The 14077-nt window shown below is 57.0% G+C and carries 12 protein-coding genes and 1 tRNA gene; 1 reads left to right on the top strand and 12 read right to left on the bottom strand.

What is annotated here, in order from left to right:
- Positions 1–60: 60 nt before the first annotated feature.
- The 6 genes from JX292_RS04615 to mca all read right to left on the bottom strand — a co-directional run bounded on the left by JX292_RS04615 (position 61) and on the right by mca (position 5471).
- The gene (locus JX292_RS04615; protein ID WP_204862000.1) at positions 61–1317 is read right to left on the bottom strand and encodes an FAD-dependent oxidoreductase; all 1257 of its coding nucleotides are present in this window, start codon (positions 1315–1317) and stop codon (positions 61–63) included.
- 48 nt (positions 1318–1365) lie between these two features.
- Positions 1366–1839, bottom strand: a complete 474-nt coding sequence (locus JX292_RS04610) for a DUF6423 family protein (protein ID WP_204861999.1) — start codon at positions 1837–1839, stop codon at positions 1366–1368.
- A 336-nt stretch (positions 1840–2175) separates the two neighbouring features.
- Complete coding sequence (locus JX292_RS04605) at positions 2176–2682, bottom strand: NUDIX hydrolase (protein WP_005506863.1); 507 nt, start codon at positions 2680–2682, stop codon at positions 2176–2178.
- Between the two features lie 127 nt (positions 2683–2809).
- Positions 2810–3337, bottom strand: coding sequence for a prepilin peptidase (locus JX292_RS04600; protein ID WP_204861998.1), 528 nt, complete (start codon positions 3335–3337; stop codon positions 2810–2812).
- A gap of 101 nt (positions 3338–3438) precedes the next feature.
- On the bottom strand, positions 3439–4248 hold the full coding sequence (gene uppS, locus JX292_RS04595) for a polyprenyl diphosphate synthase (RefSeq protein ID WP_204861995.1): 810 nt from the start codon (positions 4246–4248) through the stop codon (positions 3439–3441).
- A 251-nt stretch (positions 4249–4499) separates the two neighbouring features.
- Complete coding sequence (mca, locus tag JX292_RS04590) at positions 4500–5471, bottom strand: mycothiol conjugate amidase Mca (protein ID WP_204861985.1); 972 nt, start codon at positions 5469–5471, stop codon at positions 4500–4502.
- A gap of 494 nt (positions 5472–5965) precedes the next feature.
- Here mca and greA point away from each other — a divergent pair, with 494 nt between their 5' ends.
- Complete coding sequence (gene greA, locus JX292_RS04585; RefSeq protein WP_204861975.1) at positions 5966–6463, top strand: transcription elongation factor GreA; 498 nt, start codon at positions 5966–5968, stop codon at positions 6461–6463.
- A gap of 179 nt (positions 6464–6642) precedes the next feature.
- Here the strand turns inward: greA and ilvA are convergent, their stop codons facing one another.
- The 6 genes from ilvA to JX292_RS04555 form a co-directional block, all read right to left on the bottom strand.
- Complete coding sequence (ilvA, locus tag JX292_RS04580; protein WP_204862338.1) at positions 6643–7920, bottom strand: threonine ammonia-lyase; 1278 nt, start codon at positions 7918–7920, stop codon at positions 6643–6645.
- A gap of 218 nt (positions 7921–8138) precedes the next feature.
- A complete protein-coding gene (locus tag JX292_RS04575; protein ID WP_204861973.1) occupies positions 8139–9404 on the bottom strand; it encodes an AI-2E family transporter in 1266 nt (421 codons plus the stop codon).
- Between the two features lie 119 nt (positions 9405–9523).
- Entirely contained in the window at positions 9524–10462 is a 939-nt protein-coding gene (locus tag JX292_RS04570) for a Bax inhibitor-1/YccA family protein (protein WP_204861971.1), read from the bottom strand.
- Between the two features lie 169 nt (positions 10463–10631).
- Positions 10632–11522, bottom strand: a complete 891-nt coding sequence (locus tag JX292_RS04565) for an HAD family hydrolase (RefSeq protein WP_204861970.1) — start codon at positions 11520–11522, stop codon at positions 10632–10634.
- Between the two features lie 679 nt (positions 11523–12201).
- Positions 12202–12275, bottom strand: a tRNA-Leu gene (locus tag JX292_RS04560).
- Between the two features lie 266 nt (positions 12276–12541).
- Positions 12542–13927, bottom strand: a complete 1386-nt coding sequence (locus tag JX292_RS04555) for an NAD(P)/FAD-dependent oxidoreductase (RefSeq protein WP_204861969.1) — start codon at positions 13925–13927, stop codon at positions 12542–12544.
- Positions 13928–14077 lie beyond the last annotated feature (150 nt).

Below are 14077 nucleotides of genomic sequence, written 5' to 3'. Positions count from 1 at the left end.
TTTCACATTGAGAAATACCTGGATAGTCATCAGGCAAACTCTTAACTAAATCAGAATATTTCATTTTAGTTTTTCGCCCTTCCTTGTAATAGAATCCAAAATTCTAATCACACCAACTCTATGCCCATCAATATTCTTAGCCGCAGGACCCAACGCAGCCTCAGCCCCGGCCCCCAACACATACAATCCATCATGAATAGCACACCAATAGTCCACATCCCAGATATCTATACTCTCATCAATAAGGCAACGAAAACTCTTCGGCACCAAACCAAAACAGAGAATAATTTTTTTATAACCCATCCCTTCACCATCAACCCTAATTCCATCTACATAGATAGAACGGTCTTTCAGCTGAGCCATTGGATAAATATTTAGGAATCCTTTAGTCCTATAAGCATTAAATATATCTAAATACTCATGCATAACTGAAGATTTTTTAAATCCTAAAGATGAACTTTTTCTGTATTTTTCTCGCCCTTCAGGCCTGAAAAACTCAGCAGGAACATCTGCGCAACGAAAAGTAATAGACTCGCCTCTATGATATAAATCAACGTTAGCACCTAATTTCAAGAGCGCATAAGTCAAAGTAGCAGCTGTTTGCCCACCTCCAAATACCGCAAACTTATCTCCTGGCCTTGCCTCCTGAAGAGTATTCAAGTCCCAGGGGGTACTATACCCATCTGGTACTTCAATAGATTCTTGACCAGTGCAAAAAACAACATTTCGAGATTTAAGCATAATTCCAGATTTAAGCGAAACAGTATAATATCCACCCATCTTGGAAATATTTTTCACTTCATCCTCAATGTGCCTTTTTTCGAGTTCATGCAATTCAATCACATGATGCATGAACCCTTCAAAAACATCCATAGGAACTATAGACCGATGCCCCATGATTGACATTTTAACTTGTTCCCTTTCCGTCTCAGTAAGGAAACTATATTTAATCCGAGCAAAATCCACTAGTTCACAATCGTGAACAAATTGGCAACCTGGATGATGTTCATATGGAGACCTCATTACATTTTGACCAATTGAATTACACATGGACAAAAATTTGTCGCCCAACCTTTTATGTGGATCAATAATTACATACTTTAATCCATCAACATGAAAGATAGATGAGGCAAGATTGATTCCAGACAAACCTCCCCCGACTATAACCACATCCAAATAACCTTCAGAATCGATATAGTCATGAAATGAGGGCATCTCATGCAAATCAACTACATTTTTCAAAATTTCCTGCCTCCCCCTGGGGCTATCCAACAAATATCCAGGTGGCACAAAAAAGTAATTTTTATAGTTTCCCATACTTACCTCCTAAAATGCCTACCTATTACAAGATAGGTAGGCATTTTACTAATAGCGAATTTCAACTGGAACAAAAATTTCGTAAGAAGAATCCAGAGTGTACCCCTCTAGAATTTCAGAGAAAATCTCATCAACAGGGGTTCCCTGAGGGCGATGCCTACGTCCGTGACTCATGTAAAACCGACGCGACGGAGCTCGAACGGTAAACTGCTTCAGGACTGCCTCTCCCGGTCGAACCTCACCATCAAAAAATCCCAACCTCCGATGATCAGCGCTATAGACGACCTGTGAGAACTGTTGCGAGATAGCCGGACGAGCAGAATCCTCCACAAATTCACCGTCATCGTCTACGCTCATAATCCAGCTGCTCCAAGATTGATTAGACAGGTTTGTCTCTACCTTAATGAAGGTCCACTCACCTTCTGAAGGCAAATCATAGGTAACCATGACCGCCCGGTCACTGGTTTCCAGGGTTCCAGAGACAAGAATTGTTCGAGTCTCAAGGAAAGCAACTGCAGTCATCTGAACATCACGTGAACGAATTTTCTCGGGTGACTGATATGGGGCCACCACTCCCGATGTAACCTGTGTCATACATAAAGCATCTCATGTACACCACTCATAATTCGACACACAGGCACAACTTAAAGTAAAAAAGACATAAACAAGGCAAAGCCACAGCAAAACTTGGGATTTTAGCTCTTCAATCCCACAGAAAAACAGGAAGAACCACCCAATAACATGTAACACACTGTCATAAAAATGCTGGGAGGGGCGACTCGCCATGACGGCGGGTCGCCCCTCCTTCTGTATCTACATGCCTCATTCGGCGGCTTCTGTTCAGTCTCAGTAGCCGGTCTAGTACTCTTCCGGCGGCACCGACTCCAAACCAAAACGGCAGTGGCCGTCATAGTTCAGCGCCGCATCAATACGGTCCAGCATCCGCTCAGAAAGCAACGCACGCTCCGCCGGGTCAGACACATCCACCCAACGCACCTGCGAAGACTCCTCATCGTTCACCTTCGCCTCACCAGAAACCCAGCGGCACAGGAACGTATGATCCAAGAACTGGCAGCGGTCACCATTACCGAACTGCATCGGCGGGTCGGCCTTCACCTGCGCCAGTTCCAGCACCTCAATCTGCACGTTAGCCTCCTCCTGCGCCTCACGCAGGCAGGTCAGTGCGGGGCTCTCTCCCGGGTCCACAATGCCCGTGATCGGGGTCCACGCCCCGTTATCGCTACGGCGCACCAGCAGCACCTTAGAATCCTGCTCACGGTACACCACAGCCGTCGCACCGGACAGCCACAGGTAATCCGAACCAATCCGCTCACGCAACTTACGGATATAGGGAGGAGTAGGCATAACATCAACCTTTCAAAAGCCCCAGCAGTTCAGCTGGGAAATAGGTGCTAGAGAGCAGAGCGAACAGCCGCGAGCCGCACGAAGAACGAGCCCGCCACTTAGCCGGACGGTCGCCCTACTTCGGAATCTACCACAGAGAATACGCCGGAGCAGCCAACGCCACCAGCGCACCCAGAAGCATAAACGGGCCGAAGGCAATGCGGGTGCTACCGCGCGCCTTCGTAAACAGCACCAGGGCCAAAGACACCAGACCACCGGCAAGGAACGTCACCAGCGATGCCCAGCCCAGGTTCGCCCAAGACAGGTACCCGAGCACACCACCCAGAATGCCGGCAAGCTTCACGTCCCCGCGGCCCAGCGCGCCAAAAGACAGAATACGCAGAAGCCCGTAGCAGAACCACAGCGCCAGACCGGCACCGATCACGCGCCAAATATCGGCGGGGCGACCGGCAAAAAGCAAAGACACCGGCAGCGCCGTATACGTGGCAATAGCCAAAGGAATCAGGATGCGGTGCGGCAGCCGGTGCTCCCGCACATCAATACGCCACAGCCGCAGGGCACACCACAAAAAATACAGCAGGTAGCTGCCGAGCACCAGAGCGGCAATAACGGAGGCACCGCCTGCGTTGTAGAGGCGGGAAAGCTCAGCGAGCATAGAACGTCCATTCTGTATTGCTAGAGGCCGTACTACTGGAGGCTACCAGTCAGGAACCAGCCAGCCGAGAAACACGCGCCCGCGGCGCTAGCCCCTAGCTTCTAGGAGCCGAAGCGGCGGGAACGGTTCGCGTAGTCCCGCAGGGCACGCAGAAAATCAACACGCGTGAAATCCGGCCATAAGGCGGGGCAGAAATAGAACTCGGAATACGCGCTCTGCCAGGTCATAAAACCGGACAGACGCTGCTCACCCGAGGTACGAATCAGCAGGTCCGGGTCGGGCATATCGGCGGTGTACAGGTGGGAAGAAATATCCTCAACGTTCAGCAGATCCGCCAAGTCCTCGAGGGAGGTACCCTTCACTGCGGCCTCACGCAGAACCGAACGGACCGCATCCACAATCTCCTGGCGGCCACCGTACCCCACCGCAATATTCACGCGCACACCAGGCAAATGCGCCGTCTGTGCAATCGCCCAGTCCAGGCGCTCATGTAGCTGACGGGGAATCAGGTCAATATTGCCAATGGCTCGCACCGGACCTCGGGCAGAGTCCACCAGTCGCCCCAAGAAGTTATCGATGACCGCCACCAGGCCGGTCAACTCCTGCTCGGGACGCTTGAGATTCTCAATCGAGAGCATGTACAGGCTCACCTGCGGAATCGACAGCTCGGTACACCAGGCCAGAAAATCAATAATCCGCTCCGCACCGGCCGCATGCCCCTCACGGGTGCTCAGGCCGCGCTGAGCCGCCCAACGGCGGTTGCCGTCCACCAACACTCCAATGTGGGCGGGCAGGGCTTGAGGGCTCAGCGAGCGCTCCAAGGCCCGCTCGTAGACGGTCAGCTCCGTGACAGTACCGGGGTTGCTGGCATGACCGTGCACAGTAATCACGGGCAGGGCATTGGCGCTCATGGCTCGTACCTCATTCGGCTGTCGGAACGGATGCATCACGGGCTCTGCGGTTTGAGAGCCCAAGCTCTAATTCTACGCCCCGGATATATACCGCGGGGCGCCCTTCGAGTACGGACGGGCTGAGAATCAACTCAAAGTTTGAGCAGTCGATGCTCAGGGCCCAAGCAGGTGCTCACACGAAGGCCCCAGACCCCGCTATCAGTAAGTACCGGGGCGGAGCCGAGAACGGTGGAGAAGAATCGTAGAGAGCCCTAGATGACGTAGTAGTCGCTCAGACCCTCAGCCAGGCTAGATTCGGGCAGCTCCACCTTGGTGCGTGAAGCAGCCAGAGTGTAATCCTCCCACGGCCAAAGATCCCTCAGCTGCTCGTTAGGCACCGCGAAGAACACGCCATTCGGGTCCACCTGCGAAGCGTGTGCCCGCAGAGCTCGGTCACGCTGCTCGAAGTGCTCGGGAACCAGGATGCGGGTCGTGGTCTCATGGCGAGGAGCATCCCCCGAAGTTGCACGGTGCGCAATGTTCTCAACCCAGCCGCTCAGCAGGCTCTCACCGTGCGTAGCGAGCAGATGCTCGTGCAGGGCCAGGGTGCGCTCAGGGTTGAACGCGCGGTCATAGTACAGTTTCTGCGGAGTCCAGGGCTCGCCCTCCCCCACATATGCTTCGGGGTCGCCCGCCTTCTCAAAGGCTTCAACGGCCACCTTGTGGCTCATGATGTGGTCGGGGTGCGGGTAGCCGCCAATCTCGTCGTAGCTGATGATGATGTGGGGACGATACTCGCGTACCAAACGCACGAGCGGAGCTGCGGCACGGTCCAGGGGCATGGTGCCGAAGCTACCAAAGGGTAAAGGCGGCATAGGGTCGCCCTCGGGTAGACCCGAGTCAAAGAAACCAATCCAGCGGTGCTCAATGCCCATAATGTCGCGGGCCGCCGCCATCTCGGCACGGCGCAAGCCCGGCAGATCACGATGCGCACGCGGGCTGTTAGCGATCTCCTCATTCAGAATGTCACCGCGCTCACCGCCGGTCATCGTCGCAACCATGAAACGCGCACCACGGGCAATATACGCGGATGCGGTACCGGCGCCCTTGGAGGACTCGTCATCCGGGTGCGCGTGCACGGCCAGGATGCGCAGACCGGTGTAATCCTCCTCCAGCGGCTTAATAGCCTCGACGGGAGGATGAGCCGGCAGATTCGCCTTCAGCAGTTCGATTGCTTCACTCACGGTGGTGTCCTTTGGATTAGTGCCTGACGGCGCGGCGGGTGGTGGGTTGGGGCTGGATGCGTCGGTGCCTTCCGGGGAGTCTCCGAGGCCACGGCGAAAGCGGTACGAAAACACCGCTTGACCCGGGTAACTTCTCGTATGATACCCGGGGGAAGGGAAGGTTCACTAGTGTAGATGACGCCGTGTGACATCGTGAAACGTAACGTCACATCCGGGGAGTGTCTATGAGGTATATGGAGGGATCCCGAACCTTCAGTAGCCACCACTCGCCCCGGCTTTCAGTCACCGCCCCACACACCGTCGAGGATGCATCTCAAGGTGCGCTCAGAGGGGAAGATTCGACCGAGCTACCAGCCGAAAATCCTCCGGTGCTCTAAAATAGGTCTGTTGATTCATTCCGTTACCGGTACCCACCCGCGCATCTGAACGCGGCACACGGTAGCGGGTTTATTCGTTTCGCACCGGCAACGCCGGCGCACAAGCAAAGGATACGCATGGCTGACAACACCGGTGCATGGCTCACTCAGGACGCCTTCGACCGTCTCACTCAGGAACTGGAGTACCTCTCCGGCCCGTACCGTCAGGAAATCGTCGACCGCATCGCTCAGGCACGCGACGAGGGTGACCTCCGCGAGAACGGCGGCTACCACGCTGCCCGCGACGAGCAGGCCAAGAACGAGGCACGCATCAAGCAGCTCAAGCACCTGCTGGAGACCGCACAGATTGGCGACGCCCCCGTCGACGATGGCGTTGTAGCCCTGGGCATGGTCATCGAGGCCGAGGTGGCGGGCCGCCACCTGAAGTTCCTGCTCGGTTCCCGCGAGATTGAGGACACCCTCCCCGCAGGCACCGATTTGAAGGTCTTCTCGGAGAAGTCCCCGCTGGGTGCCGCCATCCTGGGCGCCAAGCAGGGTGACACCGTCACCTACGAGGCACCGAACGGCAAGGAGCTGAGCGCCAAGATTGTCTCCGTGACCCCCTACCACGCCTAAGTCGAGGCCCACAGATTTGCGGAGGTCAGGGCTGCGGAGGTCAGGGCTCAGGGACTCTGTGCCAACACGCTAAAAGTGCGGGGTGCCGATTCTTCAGAATCGGCACCCCGCACTTTTTATGTATTCCACCCCCGCACAGGTTCACGCGCGAGCGGCGACCCACAAAATGAAGGGTCGGCTTAGTATACGATAATCGGCTTGAAGCCCTCATCCTCCAGGGCAGAAATAACCTGGCGGCAGTGCTCCACGCCTTTGGTTTCCATGTCGATGGTGATGGACACGTCCCCCATGGAGAGCGAACCGCCCACGCGGGTGTGATCCACACCGGTCACGTTCGCATCGTTCTCAGCAATGATGCGCGAGATGGTCGCCAGCTCACCCGGACGGTCAGAGAGCATCATCTTGATGGTCATGTAACGACCGGCAGCAGACAGACCACGCTGAATCACCTTCAGCATCAGCATAGGGTCAATATTGCCGCCCGAAAGCACACACACGACCGTGCCCAGGTCACCGTACTCTTCCTTCAGCTTGCCGTTCATCAGCGCCGCCACGGGCACCGAACCGGCAGGCTCCACCACGAGCTTGTTGCGTTCCATCAGGAAGATCAGAGCGCGGGCGATATCGTCCTCGCTCACGGTCGCCACGTCATCCACCAGCTCCTTGATGATGGAGAAAGGCATCTGACCGGGGCGACCGACCGCAATACCGTCAGCGATGGTGGAAACCTTCTTCAGCGGCACCAGCGCATCGGCCGCCAGCGAGAGTGGGTAGGCCGCAGCGTGCTCCGCCTGCACGCCGATAATCTTAATCTTCTTGCCGAGCTGCTGCTCCTTCGCACGAATCGCCGCGGACAAACCCGCCAGCAGGCCGCCGCCGCCAACACCCACAATCACGGTGTCAACATCCGGAACCTGCTCTAGAATCTCCAGGCCAATCGTGCCCTGGCCCGCAATAATGTCTTCATTGTCAAAGGGGTGCACGAACACCGCGCCGGTCTCTTCGGCGTAACGTTTCGCCTCCGCCAGAGCCTCATCCACGGTCACACCGTACAGCTCAACCTCAGCACCATGATCGCGAGTTGCAGTAATCTTCGGCAACGCCGCACCCAACGGCATGTAAATACGAGCCTTAATACCCAGACGGTCAGCCGCCAACGCCACACCCTGCGCGTGGTTACCCGCACTCGCAGCCACCACGCCGCGCTTCTTCTCCTCCTCGGAGAGCTTCGCCATGCGCACGTATGCGCCACGAACCTTGAAAGAACCGGCGCGCTGCAGGTTCTCACACTTGAAGAACACCTCGGAACCCAGGCGCTGGCTCAGCGCACGTGAATGAGCGACGGGGGTGCGTTCAATAACGCCTTCGAGCAGCTCTGCGGCACGTTCAATATCGGTGATGGTCACGGGCAGGGAGTCGAGATCTACGCTCACAGGTTTTCCATTCTGACGGTGCATTGCCCCGCGGGCGCGAGGCGGTGATGTATTGCTCATCCCATTCTAGAGGATAGGCACAGCAAAGGGGGCTACCCGGTCACGAGTAGCCCCCTAACGAGATGCCTACGGAGGCAGCATCTCAACCGGCAATACCGCCGAAAACGAGTCAGCGGTGCGTTACGAGGAGGGCGAGGACGCCCCGTGATTCCGTGCCGGCGCCTCCCGCCCGGTACCGGCCCCTACCCCTCAGATGATTCCGAGGTCTCAGAAGCCCGTTTCTCAGACTCGTCCTGCTGGCCCGGTGCACGGGAGGCCAACTTCTTATCGCTCTTCTGCCTTTCCTGAGCCTTCTCATCCGCCTGCTCGCGACGAGCCACCTCGTGCGGGAAGAGGAACTCCTCATCACGCAGGTTAGGATCGTGCTCCCAGCCACGACCTGCCAGATAACGAACCACAGAGTTCACCACAGCCAGCGTCGGTACCGCAAACAAAGCGCCCACCGCGCCGAAAATCATGGAGCCACCGGCCACCGAGAAAATCACGGCCAACGGGTGCAGAGACACGGCCTTACCCATGATGAGCGGCTGCAGAATATGCGACTCCACCTGCTGCACCAGCAGCACGATACCCAGCATAATCAGCGCCTGCACCGGCCCCAGAGCCACAAGCGCCAGAAGCACCGCCACGGCACCAGAGAACAGCGCACCAATCACCGGGATAAAGGACCCCAGGAACACCAGCACGCCCAACGGAAGCGCCAGGGGTACGCCCAAGATGGCGGCACCCAGGCCGATACCAATGGCGTCAATCGCAGCCACCAGAATCTGCACGCGAACGTACGCGCCCAGGGACTTCCAGCCTGCACGGCCCGCACCGTTCACGGCCTCGCGCGCATCCTTGGGGAAGAGACCAACGACGAACAGCCAGATGCGCTCGCCCTCCATCAAAAAGAAAAGCAACGTGAACAGGGTCAGGAGCACACCGGTCGCAACATCAGCCGCGGTCGAACCAACCCGAGATACGCCGTTCAGCACGGTGTTCGGATTGTCCTTAAAGGTGTTCTCAATCTGGTGCAGGAGCTGATTCAGCTGGTCAGCTCCCAAATCGTACCCGAGGCTCTTTAGCCAGTCCACGAGCTGCTGATAGCCCTGCACCGCCTTGTTGGCCATCGTGGCAAAGCCGCGCACCAACTGCTGACCAGTCAGCGAAATAATTACGGCGAGGAGTAGCAACAGGCCCAGCTCAGCGATAGCAGCCGCACCGCCAGCGCGCATACCCTTCTTCCGTAGGAGCATGACGGTCGGGCTCAACAGAGCCGCTAGGAGCATGGCCACCATCATCGCGATAACCAGCAGGGAAACATGTCCCAGGCCCTTCCACACGACCCATCCCGCACCCGCAATCACAATGAGGCGCCAGGACCATGCACCAGCCACGTCTACAGCAAAGGGGACCCTGTAGCTCTCCCCCGCCCGACGTTCTTTGGCACTCGGTATAAGTTTCACGCTGTCTCTCTTTCTCGAGCCCGCCGTGGTTGCTGAGCGAGCCGGTATTCGTGGGGTGTAACCCCGTCAAAGCCGCGAAAGCGGCGGCACCACACGGTACCGCCGCTTTGTACGAATTTTTAGTCGTCGCTGAAGATGCTTGCCAGGTACATCAGAACGCGCAGAATCTCAACGTACAGCCACACCAGCGATGCGGTCAGGCCAAACGCCAGGCGCCAGGACTCGCTCTGCGGCAGACCCGCGTCCACGGCCTCAGCGGTCGTGGTGTAGTCAATCAGCAGCGAGTAGGTTGCCATTGCGACCGCAATCAGGGCAATCGGCAGACCCAGCGGGATGCCACCGATGCTCATGCTGTTCAACGAGAAACCGAAGATACCCGCGGTCAGCATAGACACCAGGCCGTATCCCAGGTAGCTGAGCGCACCAATCATGAAGATCTTATTCAGCTTGGGGGTGGTGCGAATCTTGCCATTGGCGAAGAGAGCCAGGGTCACACCCGCAACCACGATGGTCGCCAGAACCGCCTGGATAGCGGTACCCGGGTAACGCAGGTTGACGAGGGCAGACAGGCCACCCAGCATCATACCTTCCATAAGTGCGTAGGCCATGACCAAGATCGGGGAAACCTTCTGCTTGAAGGAGTTCACGAGACCCAGCACCAAACCACCCAGCAGGCCCAGGAGCATCAGCATAGGCACGTACCACGCGACCACAGCACCCACTACAACCAGACCCAGGTTAATGGCGGTCTTGACCAGCACATCGTTCATGGTCAGACGCTGACCGGCCGGAATCGGCTCAGAGTAGGTCGGCTCGGAATAAGTCGGGGCGCTGTAGTCGGTATACTGCGGCTGGTCGTATGCCTGCTGGCCGTACTGAGGCTGGCCGTATGCCTGCTGGCCATACTGAGCCTGACCATAGGCCTGCTGGCCATACTGAGCCTGGCCATATACCTGCTGACCCTGCTGGGCCTGGCCCCCCGCCCCGAAGCGGCCGAAGCGAGGATCGCCCTGCCCCTGCTTCTTCGTCATTGAATTAATAAGCGGATTTCCCGCCATCGTTCTCTCCTTAGATAGATAAGTACTAACGCGTTTAATTCTAGCCGACGGTTGTTTGGCTCACGCTTCTGTTCGTTCTAAGCACGGCGCCGATTTGGCCCGGCTCGCATCAAGCGGGGGTGCACAATCATTCGCCGCCTTTCGATTGATAAGAGGCCGGTGCGAGGCGTTAGGAGGCATCATGCGCATCCAGTTTATCCAGTAGGTTTTCCAGATAGGCCAGGACGGCCTGCTCCTCGTTTGTGCCGATTACCTCATCAGCCGCGTTTCGAACAGCCTCCGGAGCGTTAGCCATGGCAACGCCCCAACCTGCGTAGCGGAGCATCTCCATATCGTTCTCGCCATCGCCGAATGCAAGAATGCCCGCCGGGTCAGCGTTCAGACGCTTGCACAGGTCCTTCAGACCGGTCGCCTTGTTCACACCGGTACGCACCAAATCGATAGCACCGAAACCGCTGACCATCGGGGTGACGGTCTGCGGAAGAGCCTCGCGCAGGTATGCGCTAATCTGCTGAGTCTGCTTCGGAGGGGTCAGTAGTGGGAATTTAATGGGGACGCCCTCAAAGTTCTCGATGGAATCAATCATGACCGCACCGGGGAAGAAAAACGCGGCAAAGTCCTCCAGAGTGAGGGTTTCAGGGATGCTCTGACCCGTGTCTTCGAAATAGCCGCGAATCATATGCACAATCTGATCGCAACGATCCTTCGGCAGGTAAATACCCTCAGTGGTACAGACTAGTAGGCCAATCTGCTCTAGCCCCTGAACGATTTCAATAATGCGCGGAACATCTTCAGCAAGGAAGGGGTGAACTGCCAGCTGGCCGCTGTCATCGGCGAGGTACGCGCCGTTCTCTGCAATGTAGATAAGGCCCTGATTCTCGAAGCCGCGCATGTAATCCTGCAGCTTGGGATGGGTGTTGCCGCTAGCCACGACGAAGTGAATTCCCAGCGCGTGCAGGCGAGGCAGGATGCGCGAGAAGCGTTCAGTGTCGAAAGTTTTGGAGTCGGTGAGGAAGGTGCCATCCATATCGACGGCGATAATTGAGGGCTTAGTCTGCATGCTGTGCCTTTCTGACTCGGCTACCCCATTCAGGCAGGGGCGTGCCTGTGGCCATATCTCTATAAGGGTCTCATGTTTTTGAGGTCCCGGAAGCCGTCGCGAGGGGGTTTTAGGTATTGAGCACCGTCACAAAACGTCATCTAAAACCCCGTTTTTTTGGGATACAGGTCACTTTTTACCCCTATTTTTTGCCACTTTTTGCACCCTTTTCCGCTACAGACTAAATTTATTTGAAATGTAAAACTTTAGCCTTCAAACTTTGATACAGGGGTGCCGCTCCCATGAAACTCGCCCGCAGTAGCAAGCTCTCCATCGACGCACTCTTCGCGCACAGCAAGTAGCGCTCCGCGTCCATACATAGACTTTCGGCCTCCGATTCACCGCCCTACACGGGCCACCAATCACCGGCAGGTTCACCAGACTTCACCGCAGGCCGTCCTAAACCCGGCAAAAGACGAGCCCATCTACCCGCGGTGAAGAGAGTGCACAGGATGCCATAGCCCGCACCGGCACTCCACGACGCCCCCGATAGTATGGGTCGGGGGCATCGCCTTTTACCACCCCCAGGAAACCATATAGACACACGAGCGACAGCCCCTCCCCCACGGGAAGAGCCGCCGCTCGTCTTCTTGCCTATCGACACGGTGCTTCCATCTACGCAGTGCCTCTATCTACACGGTGCCCCCACTGGGACTCGAACCCAGAACACAAGGATTTTAAGTCCTCTGTCTCTGCCAATTGGACTATGAGGGCTCGTCTGGCACACACCAGACGCAAAACACCATTATTCCATGAATTCTGAGCAATGCATATCCACGCTCTTCAGCATGTAAAGTGCACGACTCGACCAAGACCGAGTATGCCAGGCAACAAAGCATACAGCACCAGAAAATCTACCTGGAAAGCATCAGAAAACACCACGAATACAGCGACGGGCGGCGCCGAAGACCAGAGTCTTCAACGCCGCCCGTAACGTTCGCGAGGCCTATGCGGCCTCACCGGCTATCGGCCAGCTCGGTTTAGAGCTTTGCCTTGTGCGGTGCCGGAGCAGTACCGGTTGCCTGCTGGAATGCCAGGCGCGGGGAGCGCTGGTGGCGAATCGAGGAGGTATCGCGACCGAAAATCTGGTTCAGAGCCCAGGTGGTCATCACGCGAACGGTACGCTCGGTGGTGGGGATTGCCGAGCCGTGGTAGCCGCGGTGCATAATCCACGCCAGCGGGCCACCAATAGTCTTGCCCTTGAAGTTTGCAACACCCTTCCACAGGCCCAGACCTGCCACAACACCAATAGTCTCGTGGTAGTAATCGGTCAGGGGCTCACCACGGCGAGCAGCCAGCAGGTTCTTAGCCAGAACGACAGCCTGGCGGGAAGCGTGCTGAGCGTTGGGGACGCAGAAGCCACCCACGCCACCGCCGGAGAGGTCCGGAACAGCTGCGTTGTCGCCTGCTGCCCATGCACCCTCGACCACACCGTCATCACCGGTGACGCGCAGGTCTGCGCTCACACGAACGCGGCCGCGCTCGTCAATCGGGAAGTCGGTGTTCTTCAGCATCGGGGATGCTGCCACACCTGCGGTCCAAATCAGAGTGTCGGTGGAAATCTCGCCGGCGGGAGACTTATCAGCCATGTTGATCAGCTTCAAGTCACCGTCAGTTGCGTCAGCCAGGGAGGTGTTGAGCAGAACCTCGATGCCGCGGGCACGCAACTCTGCGACAACCTTCTCGGCACGGTCTGCGGGAACCTCGGGCATAATGCGCGGTGCGGCCTCAATGAGCACGAAGTGCAGATCGGAGACGGACAGACGTTCGTTACGTTCAACAGCAACGCGAGCCATATCCTCAAGCTCGGAGATGGTCTCGATACCGGCGAAGCCACCGCCCACAATCACGAAGGTCAGGGCGCGACGGCGCTCATCCGCGTTGGTCAGCAGGGATGCGACCTCGATGCGATCCAGAACCCAGTTACGAACCGAGACAGCCTCTTCAATAGTCTTCATACCGATGGCAACATCTGCCAGACCCGGAATCGGGAATGCACGGGTCACTGCACCTGCACCGAGCACAATCTCGTCGTACTTCAGCTCGAAAGGCTCACCGTTATCGGTAGGCTCAACCACGGCGGTGCGGTTTGCATGGTCGACAGAGACAATACGGCCGGGAATCAGCTCGGTGTCACGCAGGTGCTGACGCAACGGCACGGTTGCGTTACGGCCTTCCATGGAACCCGCTGCAACCTCCGGCAGGAAGGGCTGGTAGGTCATGTAAGGGTTCGGCTCAACGATGGTGACGACGCCACCGGTCTCCTTGATAGCCTTCTGAATCTTCTTAGCAACGGTGAAGCCGACGTAGCCACCACCGACAATCAGGACGCGAGGACGATCCTGTGCCACCTTAGTGAATGCCATGTTAGTTACTTCCTAGTCTCAGGTACCGGGAGTTCTCATCCCGGTAGGGTGGTATGCGCAGCCTCCGGCTCATTCCGAAAGCTTTCCTAACAAGCGACGAAGCGGCTCGCCCTGGAAGTCCTTACGCAACGCGAAGTGGCTAGCGGTACG

It is taken from the genome of Rothia mucilaginosa, assembly GCF_901875305.1.
Taxonomy (GTDB): domain Bacteria; phylum Actinomycetota; class Actinomycetes; order Actinomycetales; family Micrococcaceae; genus Rothia.
The sequence above is the reverse complement of the archived record's forward strand: the minus strand, read 5'-3'. Positions and strand labels throughout refer to the sequence as shown.